Source organism: Bradyrhizobium sp. UNPF46 (assembly GCF_006658625.1).
Taxonomy (GTDB): domain Bacteria; phylum Pseudomonadota; class Alphaproteobacteria; order Rhizobiales; family Xanthobacteraceae; genus Bradyrhizobium; species Bradyrhizobium nitroreducens.
Map to the genome: position 1 here is coordinate 1 of NZ_LFJB01000054.1, position 19,998 is coordinate 19,998.

Sequence of the window (19,998 nt, forward strand, 5' to 3'; positions counted from 1 at the left end):
GAGCATTTTCGGTTCTGATTGAATCAGAACCGAAGCTCTAGATTCTTGTTTTGACGCGTTTTCTTCACGCGAACCGGTGTCCACTTGGCTCGAAAACGCTCTAGCCGCAGGCGTAGTCCACCAACTTGGTCCCGCAGCCTCGGAAGCGTGGTGGATTACGCTTCGCTAATCCACCCTGCGAGACCAGTGTCCGCAATGACAGCCGTCCCAAATAAAAACGCCGCCCGGAATTGGGCGGCGTTTCATTCCATGACGTGCAGAGGTAGTTCGACGATGAGACTACTTCAAACGGACGAAAATCTCAAGACCGGTAGCCGGGCAGCTCGCGGTCGAGCTTGCGCAGCAGGGGCGGCCAGACGAGGTTGGTGGCGCGCAGCTCGGCGCGGTCGCGGTTGGCGAGCAGCTCGGTGTTCTTGTCGATCGCAGTCGCCTCCACCGGATAGACCGGCGTGCCGAGCGCGCGCGTGCGCACCTGCATCGAGCAGGCGCGCTCCAGATGATACATGCGCTCGAAGGCGGAGGCGACCGAGCGGCCGACCGTCAGCGTGCCGTGATTGCGCAGCAGCATGTGGTTGTGGTCGCCGAGATCCTTCTGCAGCCGCGGCCGCTCGTCGTGGTCGAGCGCGATACCTTCATAATCGTGATAGGCGAGGTCGTGGGTGACGAGCTGGGCGGTCTGGTTCAGCGGCAACAGGCCCTCGGCTGAGCTCGACACCGCGGTGCCGTCGAGCGTGTGGAGATGCAGCACGCAGATCGCGTCCTCGCGCACCTCGTGGATCGCCGAATGGATGGTGAAGCCGGCCGGGTTGATGCTGTACTCGCTCTCGGAAAGCTGGTTGCCGTGCAGGTCGACCTTGACGAGGCTGGAGGCGGTGATCTCGTCGAACATCAGTCCGTAGGGGTTGATGAGGAAGTGATGCTCGGGGCCGGGCACGCGCGCGGAGATGTGGGTGTCGACCAGATCGTCCCAGCCATACAGCGCGACCAGGCGATAGCAGGCGGCGAGATTGACCCGTTGCTGCCACTCCGCCTCCGTCATATCAGACGGCACTTCCTTCAGGCGCGCTTCCGCTGGCGACATGGCTGGTCTCTCCGAACATCGTTGTTGCGGGGACGGAGCCTAGTACCGCTCTCTGCCAGCAGCAAGGCGCGTCAGAAGCGCGGCAGTCAAGCGTAGCCCGCATGATGCGGGGCCGCTCTGAGAGAGAGCCCGGATGTCGCTTGCGCCCATCCGGGCTACACGGTTTCGGAGAAAATTATTACGGCGCCGGGATCGACAGCAGGCTGGAAATGCTCCGGCCGCGGATGTCGTAGACGCGGGCGAACACCACGTCGTCGCGCTTGATCTCGACCATGACGGGCGCGGTGAGGCCCTTGCAGTAGAACTCGCCCAGCGTCATCGCGAAATCGGCCGCGTTGGAATCCCAGCCGATGGTGAAGTCGGGCCCGAGCGCGACCTGCGCGGGGCGCTGCGGGCCGCACACCGCGACCTTCCATTTACGGCCGGCAGGCGGCACTTCCTGGCGCTCGACCAACTGCTCGCGCAGTTCGTCGGAGGCCTGCTTCAGCGCAAGGCCCCAATAGTCCAGCATGAAGCGGTCGTCGGCGCCGCGCACGGTGCCGGCGATGTGGTTGAAATGCGTGTACTGATAGGGATGCAGCCGGATCATCTCGGCGAGCGACAGCGCAAGGCCGAAGCAGAAGGTCGCGAGCACGACCGGCTGCCAGGTGCGGTGGTTGGCGCGCAGGCGCTCCATGACCCAGGCGAAAGCGACGCCGCCGAGCACCGCCATCGGCGGGATCACGAAGACGAAATGGCGGATGCCGTTGTACAGCGCCGGCCGCTTCACCATCGCGATCGCCAGCGGCAGGGTCGCAGCCAGCGTCAGCATCAGCATGATGGTCTTGCGGCGCGCGGGAACCTCGCTCCGCGGCAGCATGGCGAAGGTGCTGAACACGGCGCCGCCCATCAGCACCAGCAGCACCTCGGGGAGCTGGAGCGCGAACAGCGTCGGCAGATAGGACCAAGGCATGTCGGGCACGGACACGATCGCGCCGTCGAACATCTCCTTCCACGGCTTCTCGAAGAAATGCGAGAAGTAGGTCAGCGCCTCGAAGGGATTGCCGGGCTCCATGATCGACCAGGGCCAGATCAGGCCCATCACGAGGTAGCCGAAGGCGAGGCCGGGCAGCAGCACATAGACGACATGAGCGAAGCGGCGGACCGATTCGCGCAGACCCTCGGTGCGCAGCTCCTCCAGGAACAGGGGGATGAAGCCGAGCATGGCGTAGACCAGCGCGAGCCCGCCGAGAACGCGGCAGCCGAGCGAAAGGCCGGCGCCCAGGCCGACGATCAGGATCGTGCGCGGCGACGGCTGCGGATACTCCTCGGCGAGCCTGACAAGGCCGAGCATCAGGATGATCATAGCGACCGCGAAGGGCGCATCCTTCGGGTTCATGAACATGTGGCCGTAGAAGATCGGGCACAGCGCGAGCAGCAGGAGTGCGGCAAGACCGGCCAGCGGCCCGCCGATGCGGCGGGCGAGGCGCCAGGTCACCGCAAGTCCGATCACGCCGACGATGGCGCCGACCAGACGTCGCGTCTCGAATAATTCGAGCGGAATGATCTTGTGCAGGAGGGCCGCGACCATGTCGAACCCGCCGCCGTACATGTAGAGATTGGCGAAGGAGAGCGCCGCGGTGTCCTTGAAGCCGGAACCGAACATGCGCAGCAGCAGATCGGCATATTCGGCGTGGGTGTAGTCGTCCCAGCCGAGGCCGTAGTCGCGGAAGGTCAAGCCTGCAACGACGGCGACCGCAGCCAGCACCAGCATGGCGAGATCGTCGCAAGTCCGTTCGATCGAGCGCCGCTGAGGCGTGTCGATCGCCGAAGTCGTGATGGATGTCATGGCTATCGGTGCCCCGGAATCCCCTCTTGGGCCTGCTGGTGCGTGCCGGCCTGGTCCCCGGACTCCCTATAGCGCAGTTCCATTACCAAGTAATTGGGCATTATGGCTAAATTCCTGATGCGACGCAGCAATTCCGGATTTCGAGCACGGACCAGCAGTAGCGGGCCGTAGCTGAAGGGAATGTGAATAAGTCCCTGATTTCCTTCCCTTTAGGAACGCTGCCTGCAATTGGCCGTTGGCGTGGAACACCGTATGACGGTATCGTGGCGCGACGGGTCGCGTGTGGATGTGCGGCCGGGGGTGAGTTCGATGACCTTGGCACTGTTGATCGCAGGGATTTTCGCCGTCATGGCGGGCCTCCTTTCGATCCTGTTTGGCTTCTCCGTCAGGGAGTTCAGCCTCGGCAGCCCCCTCATAGTCTCCGGCACCATCGGCGTCTGCTCCGGGATGTTACTGATCGGCCTCCATGTCGTGGTCCTGGAGCTGAAAGCCATTGCGCGCCGGCTGGCCGGCGCGCCGTCCGAAGTGCGGGTCAGGCCTGTGTTGCCGGGGCTTGCTGGATCAGGCGCTGCCGCGCCTGATCCGATGTCTGCCGCAGCGGCAAGGACCGAGACCAGGATGGAGCCGGCGCCGCCGCCGCCACCACCGGCCGCAGGCCCGCCGCCGTGGCAGGGTGAAGCTGCCGCGCGCGAGCGTCCGCGTGTCGAGGTGCCGCCGGAGCCGGAGGCTCCGCCGCCGGTAGCTCCTGAAGCGCCGCGCCGGCGCAATCTGATGTTCGCTTCGACCTCGCGCAAGGAGCGCGAACGCGCGGAGGCGAAGGCCACCGAGACGCCGTCGCCGCAACCGGAGCCGAGTGAAGCGCCGGACATTCCGCCTGCAAGCTTTGACGATGCTTGGCCGAAGCCGGATCGCAGCCGTCCGCCGGAGCCACCGGCCGGCGCGCGCCGGCCGATGCCGCCGCCGCGCTCGCCGTCGACCTTTGCGGAGGCTGCCCCGCCGCCTGCTCCCGAGCCGCCGCCACCACCGCCGGCACCGGCCGAGCAGCCGCCCGTGACCGTGCTCAAATCAGGAGTCGTCGACGGCATGGCCTATTCGCTCTATTCGGACGGTTCGATCGAAGCGCAGATGCCGGAGGGCATGATGCGCTTTGCCTCGATCGACGAGCTGCGCACCCATCTCGATCAGCGGGGCTGATCTTCGCGCGCGAGCAAAGCGCGGCCGCTGTGTTGCTTGGTCAACTATCGTATTGCTGGCCGTCTTATTTCAGCCGAACGTATTGTTGACACGGAATAGTCGAGCGTCGTCTTTCCCGAGAGGCGCAAAGTGCGAGGGGCGGGCCCATGTCGGATGCGGGGGCTAAGAATTTCATCGAGCTGACGGCGGGCATCGTGTCGGCCTATCTCAGCAACAATCCGACGCCGGCCGCGGAGATTCCGAACCTGATCAGCCAGGTGCACGGCGCTCTGGTGCGGGTGTCGTCAGGCCGCACCGAGACGGCCCCGCTCGAACCGGCGAAGCCGGCGGTGTCGCTGAAGAAGTCGATCGCGCCCGATTATCTGGTCTGCCTCGAAGACGGCAAGCGCTTCAAGTCGCTGAAGCGCCATCTGCGCACGCAGTACAACATGACGCCGGAGCAATACCGCGAGAAATGGGGCCTGCCGGCCGACTATCCCATGGTCGCGCCGAACTATGCGGTGGCGCGCTCGCAACTGGCCAAGCAGATGGGCCTCGGACAGCAGCAGCGGAAGAAGGGGAAGTAGAGCCGCGCGCTGGATCTCGTAGGGTGAGCAAAGGCGCGAAGCGCCGTGCCCACGAATCCTCACCAATCACACGCAAATCGTGGGCACGCTTCGCTCTGCCCATCCTACGGAAGTTTGCTGCGTGGTTCGGGACGTACTCCTCGTCACGCGGATCTACGATGCTTCCGCGAGCGCCTCTTTCGCGTCGGTCTTGATGCGCTCGACCATCGAGCGCAGGCCGTTGGAGCGCTGCGGTGTCAGGTGATCGCGAAAGCCGAACTCGTTGAACACGGCGATCGCGTCGGTATCGAGAATCTCCTGCGGCGTGCGGCCCGAATAGAGCGAGAGAACGATGGCCACCAGCCCGCGCACGATATGTGCGTCGCTGTCGCCGCGATATCTCAGAATCGGTGCGCCCTTGCTGCGGTCGACCAGCTTCTGCAGCCAGACCTGGCTGACGCAGCCGTTCACCTTGTTCTCGGCGGAGTGCTCGGCCTCGGGCATCGGTTCCAGGGTACGACCGAGCTCGATGACGTACCGGTAACGGTCGTCCCACTCGTCCAGAAGCTCGAAATTGTCTCTGATTTCGTCGATCGTCGCCATGCTGACCCAAGGTTCCCGCTTCACGCCAATATAGGGATGGAGGAAGCCGAAATCGATAGGGTTTGGGCGCTAATTCGCCGGCTGCGGGCCGCGCCATTCCAGCGCGAGGTCATCCTGGCTCAGCGTGTCGCGCGGCGCTTCGCTCGAAATGGCGTCGCCTTCGCCGACCATCGCGATCGAGCCGGTATGGTCGGGCGCCTTCTTGTCGGGCTTGTCGTTCTTGTCGTTGCTGATCTGCTCTTTCTTGTCGTTGATGATCTGGTAGATCTTGCGCGCGCCGTCCTGGGCGCGCTGGCCGATGATGGTCGCGGCCTGCCCGCCGACCTCGCAGGCTGCCGGCTGGCGCTTGCAGAACTGGGTCATGTCGGAGACGGCCGCAGTCGCAGCCTGCACCGCGTCGGCGGCGCCGATCTGCGGCAGCTTCTCCGATTCGGGTGTCTTGTCCCTGGGCAGGAGCACCAGCACCAGCCCGAGCCAGAATGTGATGCGGAGCAGAAAGCGCATCTTGTCGACCTGTACGTTCGATCCCTTCCGCGGCGATCTCCGCGGAAGTCGGACCTAGCAACTCTCGATAAATCGCAAGTGATTGCCTTGAGCTTAATTCGCGGAAAATTTACGCAAAATTCTTCGCGATCGACGCTGTCGTAAATTTTCGATTGACGCCCGCGCCCGTATTTCCGCTGGCTCGCCTGCATCCACCAATTCGAAACCATGCCGGTGAGCGTGAAACCCTGTGTTCACCATCCTCGCCGAAGACGTCGTCAAATCGTCTAAAAAGCCCCGCGATGTCCCGGCGTCCGGCCGCGTGCCGTGCCGCCTTAGCACTCGTTTAAGGTCGCTCTGACACGGTGGCTCAACGACAAGGAGGCGTTCCGGCGCGTCTTCTCAGACGATTGAGCCGAAGCGCGAGACCCGTGACAGTTTTGAGTATCATCCGCGATTGTCTCGATGCACTGCTGCATCCCTCCGCGCGTTACGATGCGCTGATGCGAGCGCGGCATCGTGCCTTCATGGCGCCGCGGCTGCTGGGCAGCCTGGCCGCCTTCGCCGCATTCCCGGTCTATCTCGTCCTGCGTGGCGCGCCGAGCGCGGTCGAGGTTGCCGCTTTCGCCTGGCTGATCGCCCCGATCCTGCTGTCCTGGTTCCTGTCGCGCACCGGCCACTATGAAGGCGCGCATGTGCTGTCGTCGCTGGCGCTGGCCGGCCTGATCATGGCGGTCGCGGGCTCTACGGGTGGCATCGACTCATTCGCCGCGGTCTGGCTGGTCGTGGTTCCCCTCGAGGCCGCGCTGTCGGCCTCGCGCCGCGTCGCCGCCTTCGCGTCCTTGCTCGCGTTGTCCTGCGCGGGACTGCTGATTCTCGGCAGCCAGCTCGGCTGGCTGCCCTCCGCAGACACGACCGCCGCAGAACGCGGCGTGCTGATGGCATTCGGCGTCGCCTCGGCAACGCTCTATGCCGCGGGACTCGCCTTCGGCGCGGAATCGCTGGCGCGCACCAGCGTCGCGCTGCTGTCGCGCGAGGAGGAGCGTTACCGCCTGCTGGCCCGCAACATGAGCGACGTCGTCTCGCGGCATCAGCGCAACGGTGCGGTCCAGTTCATCTCGCCGGCGGCGGAGGCCATGCTCGGCATATCAGTGGCGCAATTGCTCGGTCATGGCCTGTTCGACCGCGTCCATGTCGCCGATCGCCCGGCCTATCTCACCGCGCTGTCCGATGCCGCGCGCGGCGACGTGCGTAGCGTCGAGTTCCGGCTGCGGCGTGAGCCTGATGGTTCCGAGCGCGGTCAGATCGATTTTCTCTGGGTCGAGATGCGCTGCCGCCCGCTCGATCCGGAGATGGGCCGCGACGTCCCGCGCGAGCCCGAAGTCGTCGCCGTGATACGCGACGTCACCGACCACAAGCTGTCCGAGCAGGCGCTGGAGCAGGCGCGCAGCGCCGCCGAGGCCGCCGATGCCGCCAAGACGCGCTTCCTCGCCACCATGAGCCACGAGCTGCGGACGCCGCTCAATGCCATCATCGGCTTCTCCGAGATGATCGCGCAGGAGCAGACCTTGATGCTGGGTGCGGCCCAGCGCAAGGAATATGCCGAGCTCATCAACGCATCCGGCCAGCATCTGCTGTCGGTCGTCAACGGCATCCTGGACATGTCGAAGATGGAGTCGGGCAATTTCGAGATCGCATCCGAGCCGTTCGCGCCGCGCGCCTCGCTCTTGCATTGCTGCAATCTGCTGGCGCTGAAGGCGCGGGAGAACGGCATCGACCTCATCACCGACGCGCCGCAGGACCTGCCTGTCATGACCGGCGATCCCAGGGCCTTCAAGCAGATCGTGCTCAATCTCGTCGCCAACGCCATCAAGTTCACCGAGCGCGGCGGCCAGGTTTCCGTTTCCGCTGCGGTGACCGGATCGCAGCTGATGCTGCGCATCAGCGACACCGGCGTCGGCATCGCGCCCGACGATCTCAAGCGCATCGGCGCGCCGTTCTTCCAGGCGGGCAAGACCTATCAGCGTCGTCACGAAGGCACCGGCCTCGGACTCTCGATCGTGAAGAGCCTCGTGGCGTTGCATCTCGGCGAATTGACGGTACAAAGCAAGCTGGGTGAGGGCACCGCCGTCACGGTCAGGCTGCCGCTCGTCTACACGCCGCCGCAAGTCAAGCCGGCCGATGAGAAGGCGAGCGAGAGCAAGATCGCGACCCTGACGCCGGTGTTGCGCCAGGAGTCTCAAGACCAAACTCAGGACCAACCCGCTTTGGTGAAGAAAAGTGCCTAGGAAGTCTAACAAGGACGAAGCCGCTCCGCGCCGTCGTGGCGCCAAGGCCGCGGTTGTCGACGTCGAGACCGAGCGCAACCTCGTGATGCGTGTGCTGCTGCACAGCCCCAAGGACACGCTGGCCGGCCTCGTCGCCGTCGCCGCGATCGGTGCGATCGTTGCCAATGCGCTGTTCCTGCAGACCGGCCGGCATCCCGCGCCGATGTTCGGCACGGTGATCAATATTCCCGCGCCGTCGTCCGTGTCGCTGCCCAATCCCTTGCCGCGTCCGCGCCCCGTCGGCGCCGACACCTCGCCGCTGGAGCCGCGCGCGACCGAGTTCCGCGCCGAGCCCAAACCTGCTGAAAGAGCGGCCGAAAAGCCCGTGGAGAAACCGGTCGAGGCGACTGCATCGACGCGCGCGAACGATCCCATGACCAATCTGGTGAAGGCGACCACCTCGACGCCGCCCTCCGCCATGCGTCCGCCGGCTCCGATTCCCGTGCCGCAGAGCCCCGCCGCACGGCGTATCGCGGGCGTGCAGCGCGCGCTGTCCGAATATGGCTACGGCAATTTGAAGATCACGGGCACGATGAGCGGCGAGACCCAGTCCGCGATCCAGAAGTTCGAGCGTGAGCACAAGATGCAGGTCACGGGCCAGCTGTCCGACCGCCTGCTGCGCGAGCTTGGCGCCGCCATCGGCCATCCCGTCGAATAGCCGCGCCGTCCGCTGTCATTGAGGCGGATCAATCTTCAGGCTCTCGCGCAGGCACGCCAGGCCGCGTCCCGCAGGCGCGATTTGCTTGGGATCAATGACGACCGCCAGCCTCGGTGACCATGATCGCCCATCTTCAACGAAGAAGAGAGGGTGTCATGTTCAAGGTCTCGCTCCTGGTCTGGATCATGCTGGGTACGGTGCTGGCAGGCGTCAGCCTGATTGTCGTGCTGATGGTGCCGAGTTTCGCCGCCGACGCCATCAGGAACATCCCCTACGCCGTGGCGGTGGGATTTGCGCTTGCGATGCCGCTGTCATATCTCGTCGCACGCCAGATCCGCGGCGGGCAGGGCCTGCGCAACGTCTGACGGGCACGAGCCGAGACTGGCGGCGCGCGTCACGCTGGCCTATCGTCCGACTCATGCGTTTGAAATCCAACATATGGGTCGCCGCCTATCTGCGCCGGTGCCAGACCGAGGGCGTGTTCGGCGCGGTTCGCCGTCGCGGCGCCGAGGAGGCGGGGGCGGTCTTCGTGAAAGTGTCGACGCTCGACGGGCAGGCGATGCTCTACGCGCCGGCGCCGCAGACCTCTTACGACGACGGCCGGCCCGTCGATCGCTTCTTCGTTCCGATGTCGCCGCAGCCCTTGCCGGAGCACACCATCGAGGAACGGCTGAACAAGGAAATCCGCTTTGACCCGGACGCCTGGATCGTGGAGACCGAGGACCGCGCCGGGCGGCATTTCCTGGAATTGGCGAAGACGTAGCTGCTGCCTCGCCGTGTCCCGGACAAGCGGCGACGCGTCAGCGTTGCCGCGCAGAGCCGGGACCCGGAAGGCGGCTTGAATGGACGCGGCGAGATGGGCCCCGGCTCTGCGGCGCAGCGCCGAAGAGCGCTGCGTCCGGGGCACGACCCGAAGCTGCTTTAGAACCCGCCTTACCGCTCCGACGATCCGCCGGTGCCCGTCCGCACCCCGGGAGCGGAACCCGGCTGCACCGCCGGTCGCGTCTGGCTTCCGCCCGCGCGTGCGCGCTGGCGTTCGCTGTCATGCAGCGACGGCTGGTACTTGGCGCGGGTGACGGCGAGCGTCGAGCCGCGCCAGGCCGCCAGCATCACCAGCGCCGAGCGGTCGCTGAGGCGGTCGTAGAGCCGTGACAGCCGGTACACCTCGTTAACGGAGGTGCCGATCGCCGGCTTGAAGAACAGCAAAATGCGCTGGAAGTTCGGGCTCGGCATGTCGAGCGCGCGGGCGGCGACGGCGAGCGCTTCGCCGCCGGCATCGTCGACGATCTGGGCTGCGACGCGCGAAGGCAGAATCAGGCTGTCGCCGAGCTCGAGCGCGAAGTTCTCGACGTCGCCCGCGATCGCCGCCATCTCCAGGATCTGGATCGCGCGCTTGGCGCGCACGGTCGGAATCCGCGGCGCGGCCTTCAGCGGGGTCTGTGCCAGATTGTGCAGGATCAGCGCGCGCTCGGAAGGACCGGCGCGGAAGAACATGTCGTGGATCTCGGCGGCGTCCTTCGGCTGCATCGCCATGCTCGCGGCCATGCGCTGCTCGGCCTCGGTCGGCGCGCGGACCGGGGCGGGGGGCGGCGCGGACGCGGGGATCTCGCGGGCAAGCGGAACCCTGCGGCCTTCCTGGGCGGCGACCAGCCCGAGCTTCTGCAGCACCGGAACGGGCGTCTGCGGATAGACCGCAAGCTTCGCCTTGACGGAAGCGCGCGTGGCATCGTCGACCTGGTCGATCAGCCGCGTCGCAAGCTCGATGAACTGGCGCTGTTCGTCGTCGCTGTGGACGCGCGTCTGGACATAGAGGTCGGTCAGCACGCGCAGCAGCGTCGGCCGAACATCGACGCCTTCGCGACGGGAGAGGCTCATCAGCCCGTCGAATCCGGGAAACAGCGACTTGGTCATGGAGGCGTACGCAACTCGGAAAAGATACTCGGGGCGAGCCTAGCGCAGGTTCCTTTAAAGGCTCGTTAAGGAAAACGAGGCGTGAAGCGGATCCTTGAATTCGAGGCCATTTCGTGCCGCAACGGGACGGCGGGTCCGGCCCGTGCGGTTACGGTCCGAGAGGCACGTTTACACCCCGTTAACCATGAGCTGATCTTAATGATCGCCATGTTGCAGGAGCGTATTTGATCGCGCGGCAATTGAGAGAGCTGACATGGGGACCATCATCGAATTTCCGGCCGGTCGCCGGGTAGGCTCGTCGGGGGACGTCACACCGCGCGCGGACATGGGGACGATTCTGATCCTCCCGGTGATCCGCATCGAGCGCGAGAGCGACGAAACCAGCGGCGATCGCGGACCGGAGCAGGGCACAGCGCCGGGGCGCCGTCGTCGCCGTCGCTGACATCCGGCTTCGTGCAATGCCGGACACCATCCGCCAGATCCGGCCCGTTCTATCGGCCGTCCTGCTCGCACTGCTCGCTGCGACCCTTGGCGCGTGCAGCGGTGGCGATTTCGGCCGCACCCGCGCCGACATGCGCAGCGACGACATGCATCGCTGGCTCGGCGCCGAGGTCACCGGCAGCGTCGGCCTGAAGCCTTCGCAATTCCAGCTGACCGACGAGGAGCGCCAGCTGCGCGACCTCGCCTATCCCATGATCGAGCCGCCGCTGTCGCGTCCCGCCTGGAAGAGCGTGTTCGGCGACTACAAGGCGATGCCATCGCCCTGGCGGCAGAAGATCGTGTTCGACCGCACCATGTACGGGCGCACGCTCATCGACGAGCCGCACCGCTCGCATTCCTCGCGCTATGCGCAGCTGATGGAGGACGTGCGCAACGACATCACCCGCTTCGAGCCGTTCTTCGCCTCCGCGATCCGCGTCATCGACCTCGACAGGAAGCGCGACGCCAGCATGGCGCGCGTCTCCGCGCTCTCGCCGAGGGAGAAGGAGGACGCGGTCGCGCGCATGCAGGAGAACTCGCTGATCGTGCAGTGGGTGCAGCAATGCCTGGAGCAGCGCGTCTCCTCCTATCGCTGGGCGCTGGAGCGCCTGGTGATCCAGGCCCCGGACGGCATGGCCGCCGACGCCGACCGCCTGATCGGCGAGCTCGCCGCCCAGACTGCCAACCCGCCGGTCCAGGCGCAGCCGCCTTACGGGCGCGCGGTCATTTCGAAGGGCTGAGGGCTTTGCGGGTGCCAGTGCGGCGCCCGGTTCGAGCCGGCCCGCGTCGCTTCTGCAGCTTCCCGACGAATTCCTTCAGCGCATCCGCCAGCGGCGCCGAGGCGCGGTAGGCGAGGCCGACCTCGCGCTTCACCTTGACCTCGATCTCGCGCACGGCGACATCGGGATTGCCGCGCGCCACGCCCTCGGGGACGATGGCGATGCCGACCCCTGCGGCGACCAGCGCGATGGCCCAATCTTCCGACTGCGCGATCGCCGCGGTCTGCCGCCGCTGCGCACCGCGGCCGAAGAACGCGCTCTGCTCGCAATGGCAGCGATCAATCAGGGGCACGCCGGCGAGATCGGCGGTGCGAAGCTTGTCCTTCAGCGTCAGCGGATGCGACGGCGGCAGCGCCGCGACATAGCGCTCGCTCCACAGCGCGACGAACTGCTCCTCCTTGCGCAGCATGCTCTTCGAGATGATGCGTGCATCGGCGGGCTCGTCGCTGCCGACGAGCCGGAGTGAAACGTCGCTGCGCGCCGTCAGCGGTTTCAAGAGCGCGATGGTCCGGGGCACGTCGAGCGTGCGCATCAGGCCGAGCGTGACATTCGTCTTGGTGCTCGGCTTCCTGAACAGGGCGCGCGCGGCATCGGTCTCGTCGATGATACGGCGGGCGAGGGCGTGAAACTGCTCGGCCGAGGCGGTCGGCGCGACGCCCTTCTTGTGCCGGACGAACAGCGTGGTGCCGAGCTCGGCCTCGAGCTGGGTGATCGCGGTCGAGATCGAGGGCTGCGACACGAAGCAGGCCCGCGCGGCCGCGGTCAGGTTGCGTTCGCGGTAGACGGCGGCGAAGTAGCGAAGCTCGCGGATATCCATAGGATTGACCTAGAGATAATATCAATACTCGATATTTTACCTATGCCATGAACGATGGCAAGAACGCCCTGCTCGTAACCGGCAGGGACACGCGATGAAGATCCACCATCTCAACACCGGCACGATGTGCCCGATCGGCCGCCGCCTGGTGAACGGCAACGGCAGCCTGTTCCAGCGCGCCCGCCTCGTCTGCCACTGCCTGCTGATGGAAACGAATGACGGGCTCGCTCTGGTCGACACCGGCATCGGTCTCGACGACATCGCATCGCCCGAGCGGCTGGGGCGGCGGTGGGTGCGGCAGACCGCGCCACGACTCGATCCCGCGGAGACGGCGGCCGAGCAGGTGAGGGCACTCGGCTATTCACCCAAGGACGTGCGCCACGTGCTATTGACGCATCTCGACCGCGACCACGCCGGCGGCGTGCCCGACTTTCCCCACGCCGCGATCCACGTCCATCGCGCCGAATACGACATGGCGGTGCTGCGCAAGCCTGCACCGCCCGAAGGGCGCTATGTCACGGGCCAGTGGAGCCACGGACCGCGCTGGGCATTTTATGGCGAAGCCGGCGAGGACTGGTTCGGCTTCAAGGGCGTCCGCGCGCTCGGCGACAAGGAGGCGGACGTCCTGATGATCCCGCTTGCCGGCCACACGCTCGGCCATTGCGGCATTGCGGTGCGCTCGGGCGACAAATGGCTCTTGCATGCCGGAGACAGCTATTTCCATCACGCCCAGCTCGACGCATCGCCGCGCATGCCGTTGATGCTCGGCTACTTCCAGCGCCGCGGCGACATGGACCGCGACATGCGGATCGCCAACCAGGAACGGCTGCGCACGCTGAAGCGCGATCACGGCGACCGCGTGAGCATCGTCAACAGCCACGATCCCGCGGACTACGAGCGCTGCCGGTGCGGCGCGCATTGAGCGGGCAGCCTCACCGCTGCCCGTCGTGCACGGAGATCTCCGAGGCCTTGAGACCGCCGATCCGCGCGTGGGGGCGGCCGCCGGTGGCCATTACGAGGCCGAAGGCGAGCTCGTCGCGGCGTGGCGCGTCCCACAGTGTCATCTCGGCGGTGCCGAAATGGCTGCGGACATAGGCGGCGTGAATATGACCGAGTGGAACCATGAGCCGCGTGCCGGGGCCGCCGATCGTCTTCGCCGCGGGCACGATCGCCTTGGGCTGTCCCAGCACTTCGCGCATGCCGTGGCCGCCGGCCTCGTGCCAGACGGCGCCATGCTCGAGCTCGCCGTCCTCGCCGACGATGATGCCCTTGCCATAGGCTTCGATGCGTTCCGCGCCGCCGAGCTGCGCGATCAGCTGTGTCGCAAGCTCGCGCCCGAGCTGGCGCAAGGACGCCTGGAACGGCATCAGGTCGGGCTCGTAGCGGCCGGCGAAGGGATTGCGGATGATCGCGATGGCGGTGCCGACCAGAAGCGGCGTCTCCAGCCGTGGTCCGCGCTCGTGCCAGATGGTCTCGACGCCGAGCGTGGTCTTTCGAATGTCGTAGGACATGAGTGGCCTTACGCCTCGTCCACGACGGGATTGCGGAGCACGCCGATATTCTCGATCTCGACCTCGACCACATCGCCGGGCTTGAGGAAGACCGGCGGCTTGCGGGTGAAGCCGACGCCGGCCGGCGTGCCTGTCGCGATGACGTCGCCGGGAACGAGGTCGAAAATCGTTGAGCAATATTCGATCAGCCGCGGGATCGAGAAGATCAGCATCGAGGTGTCGGAGGACTGCACGGTCGCGCCGTTGACGCGCGTCTCCAGCTTGAGCTTGGTGGGATCGCCGATCTCGTCCGGCGTGACCAGCCAGGGGCCGAACGGGCCGGTGCCGACGAAGTTCTTGCCCGAGGCGATCTGCTGCGCATGACGCTGCCAGTCGCGCACGCTGACGTCGTTGTAGATCGAGTAGCCCGCCACGTGGCTCCAGGCGTCGGCCTGGCGTATGTGACGGCCGCCCTTGCCGATGACGACGGCGAGCTCGCCCTCCCAGTCGAAATTGTCCGAAACCTTCGGCCGGATCACCGGCGCGTTGTGCGCAACCTGGGAGCGCCAGACCCGCAGGAAGATCGGCGGAAACTCGGTGATCTCGCGCTTCATGCCGAACGCCACGGCTTCGTTGTGGTGGTCGAGATAATTGCGAACGGCGCAGACGATCTTTTCCGGCCGCGGGATCACGGGAAGATATTTGACGTCGCTCAGCGCAATCGTCGGCTTGCGTCCGGCGACAATCGCCTCGCGCTTGGCGTAGTCGTCGCTGCCCAGGAAGTCCGCAAGCGTCGGGTACTGGGGCAGGGCGCGGCCGAGATCCACCACGCCGTTTTCGACAACGGCGCCCCAGCTTTCCCGATTTCCGTCCAAGAACGACAATAGCTTCATGGTCACGCCCCAAGGGTTCTAATTTTCGATATACCATATTATTTTCGAAAATAAGGCGCGGCGCAAGCCCACCGCGCGAAAATGCTGCCCGCCTATTCAGTGTCGAGCAGATGCGCGGCGTAGGTCGCGACGTTGTCGGCGGTCGAGCGGATATGCGTCTCGATCAGCTGCACGGCGAGATCGGCATTGCGCGAGATCGCGGCCTGCATGATGGCCTGGTGCTCGCCGGCCTTGTCGCGCGGGCGCGGCCGGAAATTGGCCGACAGATGCCGGTAGCGCTCGGCACGGTCGAACAGCTCGGCGCGAATGGCGAGCAGCGTGGCGGTGCCGCAGGCGGAGACCAGCGCCTGGTGGAATTGGCGGTGCGCGATCTTCCATTCGGGATCGCGCAGGGGATGTTCGGGATCGCGCTGCTCGATTCGCTTCAACCGATGCAGTGTGGATATCACGGCGATTTCCCAATCGTCATCGCCCCTCTGGATCGAGCGGCGGATCAATTCCACTTCCACCAGCACCCGCGCGTCGGTGATTTCGATCAGATCCTGGCGGCTGACCGGCGCGACGCGAAAGCCGCGTTGCTCCTGCGCGTCGACCAGGCCTTCGGCGGCGAGTGCGGTCAGCGCCTCGCGCAGCGTCGTAAAGCTGGCGCCGAACCGCTCGCGCAGCACGTCGAAGCGCAGTGGCTCGCCCGGCGGAAGCGCGCAGGCAATGATCTCCTCGCGCAGCCGATGGGTGATGTCGGCGGCGATGGTCTTGCCGAATTCCTTGCGGGGACGAATGGCGCTGTCGGGCATGGCTCTGCCAATGAATCGATGGCCCAAGATGCCGCGCCAACGACCATCTTGCAATAATTTTCGTAAACGGTATGATTTTCGAAAATATGGGTTGGGAGGCCGAGGAGATCATGAAGGCGGTGCTGGTGCGTCAGCCGGGTGGGCCGGAGGCACTTGAGGTGGTCGAGCTTCCGGTGCCCGTGCCCGGACCTGGCCAGGTGCAGATTCGGGCCGAGGCGTTCGGCGTCGGGCAGCCCGATGCGCTGATCCGGCGCGGCGTCTACAAATGGATGCCGCCGCTGCCGGCGAATCCCGGCAATGACGTCGCGGGACGCATTTCCGCGCTCGGGCCCGGTGTCGAGGGCTTTGCGATCGGACAGAAGGTGCTGCTGAGCGCGCGCGATCTCTCCCAGCGCGGCGGTTGCTATGCCGACTATGTCGTTGCGCCCGCGGATGCCGTGCATACGCTGCCGGACAATGTGGATCTGCAAGCCGCGGTGTGCCTGTCGAACTACCAGGTCGCCTACGCGTTGCTGCATGAATGCCGCCATCCGCGCGCCCCCAAAAGCGTGCTGGTGATTGGGGCTGCCGGCGGCGTCGGCACCGCGCTGGTGCAGTTGGCGAAGCTCGCCGGGATGACCGTCATCGGCACGGTCTCGACGGAGGAGAAGGCCGCGTTTGCCAAGGCGAACGGTGCCGATCACATCATCTTCTATCGCAGTGAGGACGTGGTGGCACGCACCCGCGAGCTGACTGACGGCGAGGGTGTCGGCCTCGTGCTCGATCACGTCTGCGGGCCGGAATTCACCGCCTATCTCGGCGCGCTCGGCAAATGGGGCACGCTGCTGTCGTACAATGCCTTTGCCGGATTGCCGGACGAGAATTTGATGGCGGCGATGCGCGATCATCTCGACATTTGTCCGGCGATACGCTGCTTCTCCTTCCACATTTACGATCATGATCGCGACGGGCGCCGCGCCCTGATGCGCAACGTGATCGAGGCGCTGGGCCGCAATGCCATCAAGCCGGCGATCTCGGCCGTCTTGAGGCTCGACGAGGTCAGCAAGGCGCATACGCTGCTGGAGCAGGGCTCCGCGCTCGGCAAGATCATCATGATTCCATGAGGGGGTGGACCGCACGATGACGACACAAGCACCCATCGCACGCTTCACCCGGCTGCGGCACGCGACCTTCACCTCGCCAGATCCGGAGAGGCTGCTCGATTACTACCGCGGCGTGATCGGTCTCGGCCTCGTTGCCCGCGACGGACAACGCCTGTTCCTCGCCAACGATTCCGAGCAGCTCTCGCTGGTGATCGAGCCCGGCGATGCCGCGCTGAAGAGCATCGCTTTCGAGATATCGCCTGATGTCCAGCTGGAGGCGCTGGGCGCCGCGCTGAAGCAGGCGGATCTGCGGCCCGAGATCCACAGCGATGTCCTGCCCGGTGTCTCCAGCCTGCTGTCCTTCAGCGACCCCGAGGGGACGCGCTTCGAATTGATCCAGGGCTGGACGCCGACGCCCGCGCAGGAGCGGATCGGCGCGCTCGCCGTCGCCAAGCTCGGCCATGTCGCGCTGCGCACGCCCGATCCGAAAGCCGCTTCGGAGTTTTATGCGAACCTGATGGGCCTGCGGGTCTCCGACTGGATCGAGGACCGCTTCGTCTTCATGCGCAGCGGCTTCGAGCATCACACGCTCAACTTCGCCCGCGCGCCTGTCCGCAGTCTTCATCATTTCGCCTTCGAGCTGCGGGGCCCCGAGCACATGCATCAGGCCTGCGATCATCTCGCGCGGCACAAGCTGCCCGTGCTCTGGGGTCCGGTTCGCCACGGCCCCGGCCACAACACCGCGATCTATCACCGCAATCCCGATGGTCATCTGGTCGAGCTGTTCTGCGATCTCGACCGCATGACCGACGAGGCGCTCGGCTATTTCGAGCCGCGGCCCTGGCACCGCGATCGTCCGCAGCGGCCCAAAGTCTGGGTCGGGCTGCCACGCGACGTCTGGGGCATGCCGCCGTCGCCTGAATGCACGGAGTTCGCGCGTTAGCGCATGATCCGGAAGAGTGTGAAGCGGCTTTCCGAATGGATCATGCTCACACTTTAACGGCTTCGATCACGACTTGAAGACGCCGCGCGCGTTGCGGCCAACGATAGAACAATTGAGGGAGAAGCATCCATGCGAGGGATGAAGCGGCTTGCTGCGGCCATTTTTCTGCTCAGCGGTTTTCTTGCGACCACACCGGTGTTCGCCGACGCCTATCCGTCGCGCCCGATCCGCCTGCTGCACGGCTTCGCCGCCGGCGGCGCGGCCGACACGCTGTCGCGCATCATCGCCGACGGGCTCTCCAAGAAGCTCGGGCAGCCGATCATCGTCGAGGCCAAGCCGGGCGCCGGCGGCAACATCGCAGCGGACGCGGTCGCCAAGGCGGCACCTGACGGTTACACGCTCGGCCTCGTCACCGGCGCGCACGCGATTTCCGCGGCGACCTACAAGAGCCTGGCCTACCAGCCCGCCGAAAGCTTCGAGATGATCTCGACGCTGGTCTACTATGCGCTCGTCATCGCCGTGCGCAACGACTACCCGGCAAAATCGCTGAGCGAGCTCATCGCCATGGCCAAGGCGAAGCCGGGTTCGCTCAGCTTCGGATCGGTCGGCTTCGGCAGCACCCATCACCTTGCGGGTGAATTGCTCAACGCCGCCGCCGGCGTCGAGATCGTGCACGTGCCGTATCGGGGCGATTCCCAGTCCACCACCGCGCTGCTGGGCGGCGACGTTCCCGTCATCGTCGGAACGCCCGTCCTGCTCGCCCCGCAGATCCAGAGCGGCGCGATCCGCGGCCTTGCGGTGACCTCGCCGAAGCGCACCGCGCTGCTGCCCGACGTCCCGACCGTGCAGGAAGCCGGCATCAAGGGGTACGACGTGCGCACCTGGGCCGGCCTGCTGGCGCCGAAGGGAACGCCGCCCGCCATCATCGCCGCACTCAATGCCGCGACGCTGGATGCGCTGGCAGACCCCGAGCTCAAGCAGCGTCTGGAGACGGCCGTCGGCGGCGAGGTTCGCGGCAGCTCGCCGGAGGAAATGAAGAAGCTGATCGAGACCGAAATCGCCAAATGGACCGGCGTGGTGGAGCGGGCAAAGATCCCGAAGATCTGAGCCGGAGCCCACGGGGCGGGCCTCGCTCACGAATGCTTGACCGGGATCAACGAATGCCTCCGGCGCCGGAGTATGGTACAAAAGTGAGGTTTCCGGTCCGAAGGTAAGCTGATCTTGATGCGGTTCGTCCGTACCATCCTGGCATTCGTCATCGCCATGTCCTTGGCGATGCTGCCCGTTGGCGCGTCGGCTTCCCATCTCGCCATGTCGCAGGACGACATGCAGGCGGCCATGCAGATGAGCGCCGACGCCGCGGTGGCGATGGACGATTGCTGCCCGGACATGAAGGGACCGGCCTCCAACACGGATGGCTATAAATGCGGGATGGGTTTCTGCTGCGTCGGCGGGATGATCGCGCTCGCCGACATCAGGCCCGTCGCCTTCGGCCATCTCGCCATCGCCGCCAGCACGCTTCCCATCCCTGAGGATCAGGTCGTCACCATCGGCGGCGGCAGTCCTCCCTTCCGGCCTCCTCGAACCTGATCTCGCCAAGCCCTGAAGACGCGTGCGGCCTGCCGCGCGCGCGAGGACTGACGTGCGCGCTTCCTGCGCCACGGCGAAAGATCAGATCATGAGGACAGGACAATGCTTGCCAAATTCAGCACTGCGGCGCTCGCCGCCACCCTTTCGCTTGCCGTTTCCGCCGCGATGGCGGGCGCTGGCGACTACGCCTTCGAGCCCGTAACTGGGCAAATGAAGAAGGGCGACGACGTCACGCTCTCGGTTCGGCTGACCAACAAGCAGACCGGCAAGCCGGTCGCCGATGCAGTCATCTTCAAGACCCGCGTCGACATGGCCCCGGACGGGATGGCCGAGATGGAATCGGCCGTGGCGCCGCTGCCCTCGCAGGAGCCGGGCGTCTACGCCTTCCGGACGGACCTGCCGATGGCGGGCCGCTACCAGGTGACGCTGTCGGCGAAAGTGCAGGGCGAGGCGGAGACGGTCACCGGCAAGGTGATCGTCACGGCGACCAAGTGAGCGTT

23 protein-coding genes are annotated in these 19,998 nt (G+C 65.9%); 14 read left to right on the forward strand and 9 right to left on the reverse strand.

Going from position 1 to position 19,998, the window contains the following annotated elements; genetic code table 11:
* Positions 1–301: 301 nt before the first annotated feature.
* Both UNPF46_RS21490 and UNPF46_RS21495 read right to left on the reverse strand, forming a co-directional pair.
* Positions 302–1,081: a class II aldolase/adducin family protein gene (locus UNPF46_RS21490; protein ID WP_142251335.1), complete on the reverse strand. Its 780-nt coding sequence runs from the start codon at positions 1,079–1,081 to the stop codon at positions 302–304.
* Positions 1,082–1,259: 178 nt separating this feature from the next.
* Positions 1,260–2,909 (reverse strand): glycosyltransferase family 39 protein, encoded by a 1,650-nt coding sequence (locus UNPF46_RS21495; RefSeq protein WP_142251336.1) that lies wholly within the window; start codon positions 2,907–2,909, stop codon positions 1,260–1,262.
* A gap of 309 nt (positions 2,910–3,218) precedes the next feature.
* Between UNPF46_RS21495 and UNPF46_RS21500 the strand changes: the two genes are divergently transcribed.
* Together UNPF46_RS21500 and UNPF46_RS21505 are read left to right on the forward strand one after the other, a co-directional pair.
* Positions 3,219–4,103, forward strand: a complete 885-nt coding sequence (locus tag UNPF46_RS21500; RefSeq protein WP_181770048.1) for a DUF308 domain-containing protein — start codon at positions 3,219–3,221, stop codon at positions 4,101–4,103.
* 146 nt (positions 4,104–4,249) lie between these two features.
* Positions 4,250–4,669 carry a Ros/MucR family transcriptional regulator gene (locus tag UNPF46_RS21505; protein ID WP_097662924.1) on the forward strand — a complete coding sequence of 140 codons (420 nt, stop codon included), beginning with the start codon at positions 4,250–4,252 and terminating at the stop codon, positions 4,667–4,669.
* Between the two features lie 153 nt (positions 4,670–4,822).
* Here the strand turns inward: UNPF46_RS21505 and UNPF46_RS21510 are convergent, their stop codons facing one another.
* Together UNPF46_RS21510 and UNPF46_RS21515 are read right to left on the reverse strand one after the other, a co-directional pair.
* A complete protein-coding gene (locus UNPF46_RS21510) occupies positions 4,823–5,251 on the reverse strand; it encodes a SufE family protein (RefSeq protein WP_100177700.1) in 429 nt (142 codons plus the stop codon).
* A 69-nt stretch (positions 5,252–5,320) separates the two neighbouring features.
* The gene (locus UNPF46_RS21515) at positions 5,321–5,755 is read right to left on the reverse strand and encodes a DUF5330 domain-containing protein (protein WP_100177699.1); all 435 of its coding nucleotides are present in this window, start codon (positions 5,753–5,755) and stop codon (positions 5,321–5,323) included.
* Positions 5,756–6,165: 410 nt separating this feature from the next.
* On the opposite strand from UNPF46_RS21515, the gene UNPF46_RS21520 reads away from it, so the two are divergent.
* The 4 genes from UNPF46_RS21520 (at position 6,166) to UNPF46_RS21535 (ending at position 9,482) form a co-directional block, all read left to right on the forward strand.
* Positions 6,166–8,022 (forward strand): sensor histidine kinase, encoded by a 1,857-nt coding sequence (locus tag UNPF46_RS21520; RefSeq protein WP_181770043.1) that lies wholly within the window; start codon positions 6,166–6,168, stop codon positions 8,020–8,022.
* Positions 8,015–8,719 carry a peptidoglycan-binding domain-containing protein gene (locus UNPF46_RS21525; RefSeq protein WP_100177697.1) on the forward strand — a complete coding sequence of 235 codons (705 nt, stop codon included), beginning with the start codon at positions 8,015–8,017 and terminating at the stop codon, positions 8,717–8,719. The genes UNPF46_RS21520 and UNPF46_RS21525 overlap by 8 nt, the downstream gene beginning before the upstream one ends.
* Before the next feature lie 155 nt (positions 8,720–8,874).
* Complete coding sequence (locus UNPF46_RS21530) at positions 8,875–9,084, forward strand: hypothetical protein (RefSeq protein WP_174718972.1); 210 nt, start codon at positions 8,875–8,877, stop codon at positions 9,082–9,084.
* A 53-nt stretch (positions 9,085–9,137) separates the two neighbouring features.
* Positions 9,138–9,482: a DUF1491 family protein gene (locus tag UNPF46_RS21535; protein WP_142251339.1), complete on the forward strand. Its 345-nt coding sequence runs from the start codon at positions 9,138–9,140 to the stop codon at positions 9,480–9,482.
* 170 nt (positions 9,483–9,652) lie between these two features.
* Here the strand turns inward: UNPF46_RS21535 and UNPF46_RS21545 are convergent, their stop codons facing one another.
* Positions 9,653–10,630, reverse strand: coding sequence for a DUF2336 domain-containing protein (locus UNPF46_RS21545; protein WP_142251340.1), 978 nt, complete (start codon positions 10,628–10,630; stop codon positions 9,653–9,655).
* A 253-nt stretch (positions 10,631–10,883) separates the two neighbouring features.
* On the opposite strand from UNPF46_RS21545, the gene UNPF46_RS21550 reads away from it, so the two are divergent.
* Both UNPF46_RS21550 and UNPF46_RS21555 read left to right on the forward strand, forming a co-directional pair.
* Positions 10,884–11,072, forward strand: coding sequence for a hypothetical protein (locus tag UNPF46_RS21550; RefSeq protein WP_100177693.1), 189 nt, complete (start codon positions 10,884–10,886; stop codon positions 11,070–11,072).
* 16 nt (positions 11,073–11,088) lie between these two features.
* Positions 11,089–11,850, forward strand: coding sequence for a hypothetical protein (locus tag UNPF46_RS21555; protein ID WP_100177692.1), 762 nt, complete (start codon positions 11,089–11,091; stop codon positions 11,848–11,850).
* Here UNPF46_RS21555 and UNPF46_RS21560 read toward each other — a convergent pair.
* Entirely contained in the window at positions 11,834–12,706 is an 873-nt protein-coding gene (locus UNPF46_RS21560) for a LysR family transcriptional regulator (protein ID WP_142251341.1), read from the reverse strand. The genes UNPF46_RS21555 and UNPF46_RS21560 overlap by 17 nt on opposite strands.
* 94 nt (positions 12,707–12,800) lie before the next feature.
* On the opposite strand from UNPF46_RS21560, the gene UNPF46_RS21565 reads away from it, so the two are divergent.
* Positions 12,801–13,628 (forward strand): MBL fold metallo-hydrolase, encoded by an 828-nt coding sequence (locus UNPF46_RS21565; RefSeq protein ID WP_142251342.1) that lies wholly within the window; start codon positions 12,801–12,803, stop codon positions 13,626–13,628.
* Between the two features lie 10 nt (positions 13,629–13,638).
* On the opposite strand, the gene UNPF46_RS21570 is transcribed toward UNPF46_RS21565, so the two are convergent.
* The 3 genes from UNPF46_RS21570 to UNPF46_RS21580 form a co-directional block, all read right to left on the reverse strand.
* On the reverse strand, positions 13,639–14,217 hold the full coding sequence (locus tag UNPF46_RS21570) for an amino acid synthesis family protein (RefSeq protein WP_142251343.1): 579 nt from the start codon (positions 14,215–14,217) through the stop codon (positions 13,639–13,641).
* An 8-nt stretch (positions 14,218–14,225) separates the two neighbouring features.
* Complete coding sequence (locus tag UNPF46_RS21575; RefSeq protein WP_142251344.1) at positions 14,226–15,089, reverse strand: fumarylacetoacetate hydrolase family protein; 864 nt, start codon at positions 15,087–15,089, stop codon at positions 14,226–14,228.
* 92 nt (positions 15,090–15,181) lie between these two features.
* Positions 15,182–15,883 carry a GntR family transcriptional regulator gene (locus UNPF46_RS21580; protein WP_100177687.1) on the reverse strand — a complete coding sequence of 234 codons (702 nt, stop codon included), beginning with the start codon at positions 15,881–15,883 and terminating at the stop codon, positions 15,182–15,184.
* Positions 15,884–15,954: 71 nt separating this feature from the next.
* On the opposite strand from UNPF46_RS21580, the gene UNPF46_RS21585 reads away from it, so the two are divergent.
* The 5 genes from UNPF46_RS21585 to UNPF46_RS21605 all read left to right on the forward strand — a co-directional run bounded on the left by UNPF46_RS21585 (position 15,955) and on the right by UNPF46_RS21605 (position 19,993).
* On the forward strand, positions 15,955–16,986 hold the full coding sequence (locus UNPF46_RS21585; protein WP_246668710.1) for a zinc-dependent alcohol dehydrogenase family protein: 1,032 nt from the start codon (positions 15,955–15,957) through the stop codon (positions 16,984–16,986).
* Positions 16,987–17,002: 16 nt separating this feature from the next.
* The gene (locus UNPF46_RS21590; protein ID WP_142251345.1) at positions 17,003–17,908 is read left to right on the forward strand and encodes a VOC family protein; all 906 of its coding nucleotides are present in this window, start codon (positions 17,003–17,005) and stop codon (positions 17,906–17,908) included.
* 129 nt (positions 17,909–18,037) lie between these two features.
* The gene (locus UNPF46_RS21595; protein ID WP_142251346.1) at positions 18,038–19,015 is read left to right on the forward strand and encodes a tripartite tricarboxylate transporter substrate binding protein; all 978 of its coding nucleotides are present in this window, start codon (positions 18,038–18,040) and stop codon (positions 19,013–19,015) included.
* Positions 19,016–19,132: 117 nt separating this feature from the next.
* Positions 19,133–19,498, forward strand: coding sequence for a hypothetical protein (locus UNPF46_RS21600; protein ID WP_100177683.1), 366 nt, complete (start codon positions 19,133–19,135; stop codon positions 19,496–19,498).
* Between the two features lie 102 nt (positions 19,499–19,600).
* Positions 19,601–19,993 (forward strand): FixH family protein, encoded by a 393-nt coding sequence (locus tag UNPF46_RS21605; protein ID WP_142251347.1) that lies wholly within the window; start codon positions 19,601–19,603, stop codon positions 19,991–19,993.
* Positions 19,994–19,998 lie beyond the last annotated feature (5 nt).

What these genes read in the sequence shown, in the direction of transcription:
- UNPF46_RS21560 (WP_142251341.1), bottom strand. Translation starts at nt 12,706, where the DNA reads ATGGATATCCGCGAGCTTCGCTACTTCGCCGCCGTCTACCGCGAACGC.
- UNPF46_RS21505 (WP_097662924.1), top strand. Translation starts at nt 4,250, where the DNA reads ATGTCGGATGCGGGGGCTAAGAATTTCATCGAGCTGACGGCGGGCATC.
- UNPF46_RS21495 (WP_142251336.1), bottom strand. Translation starts at nt 2,909, where the DNA reads ATGACATCCATCACGACTTCGGCGATCGACACGCCTCAGCGGCGCTCG.
- UNPF46_RS21600 (WP_100177683.1), top strand. Translation starts at nt 19,133, where the DNA reads ATGCGGTTCGTCCGTACCATCCTGGCATTCGTCATCGCCATGTCCTTG.
- UNPF46_RS21580 (WP_100177687.1), bottom strand. Translation starts at nt 15,883, where the DNA reads ATGCCCGACAGCGCCATTCGTCCCCGCAAGGAATTCGGCAAGACCATC.
- UNPF46_RS21500 (WP_181770048.1), top strand. Translation starts at nt 3,219, where the DNA reads ATGACCTTGGCACTGTTGATCGCAGGGATTTTCGCCGTCATGGCGGGC.
- UNPF46_RS21515 (WP_100177699.1), bottom strand. Translation starts at nt 5,755, where the DNA reads ATGCGCTTTCTGCTCCGCATCACATTCTGGCTCGGGCTGGTGCTGGTG.
- UNPF46_RS21555 (WP_100177692.1), top strand. Translation starts at nt 11,089, where the DNA reads ATGCCGGACACCATCCGCCAGATCCGGCCCGTTCTATCGGCCGTCCTG.
- UNPF46_RS21530 (WP_174718972.1), top strand. Translation starts at nt 8,875, where the DNA reads ATGTTCAAGGTCTCGCTCCTGGTCTGGATCATGCTGGGTACGGTGCTG.
- UNPF46_RS21585 (WP_246668710.1), top strand. Translation starts at nt 15,955, where the DNA reads ATGATTTTCGAAAATATGGGTTGGGAGGCCGAGGAGATCATGAAGGCG.
- UNPF46_RS21535 (WP_142251339.1), top strand. Translation starts at nt 9,138, where the DNA reads ATGCGTTTGAAATCCAACATATGGGTCGCCGCCTATCTGCGCCGGTGC.
- UNPF46_RS21570 (WP_142251343.1), bottom strand. Translation starts at nt 14,217, where the DNA reads ATGTCCTACGACATTCGAAAGACCACGCTCGGCGTCGAGACCATCTGG.
- UNPF46_RS21565 (WP_142251342.1), top strand. Translation starts at nt 12,801, where the DNA reads ATGAAGATCCACCATCTCAACACCGGCACGATGTGCCCGATCGGCCGC.
- UNPF46_RS21545 (WP_142251340.1), bottom strand. Translation starts at nt 10,630, where the DNA reads ATGACCAAGTCGCTGTTTCCCGGATTCGACGGGCTGATGAGCCTCTCC.
- UNPF46_RS21590 (WP_142251345.1), top strand. Translation starts at nt 17,003, where the DNA reads ATGACGACACAAGCACCCATCGCACGCTTCACCCGGCTGCGGCACGCG.
- UNPF46_RS21510 (WP_100177700.1), bottom strand. Translation starts at nt 5,251, where the DNA reads ATGGCGACGATCGACGAAATCAGAGACAATTTCGAGCTTCTGGACGAG.
- UNPF46_RS21550 (WP_100177693.1), top strand. Translation starts at nt 10,884, where the DNA reads ATGGGGACCATCATCGAATTTCCGGCCGGTCGCCGGGTAGGCTCGTCG.
- UNPF46_RS21490 (WP_142251335.1), bottom strand. Translation starts at nt 1,081, where the DNA reads ATGTCGCCAGCGGAAGCGCGCCTGAAGGAAGTGCCGTCTGATATGACG.
- UNPF46_RS21605 (WP_142251347.1), top strand. Translation starts at nt 19,601, where the DNA reads ATGCTTGCCAAATTCAGCACTGCGGCGCTCGCCGCCACCCTTTCGCTT.
- UNPF46_RS21575 (WP_142251344.1), bottom strand. Translation starts at nt 15,089, where the DNA reads ATGAAGCTATTGTCGTTCTTGGACGGAAATCGGGAAAGCTGGGGCGCC.
- UNPF46_RS21595 (WP_142251346.1), top strand. Translation starts at nt 18,038, where the DNA reads ATGCGAGGGATGAAGCGGCTTGCTGCGGCCATTTTTCTGCTCAGCGGT.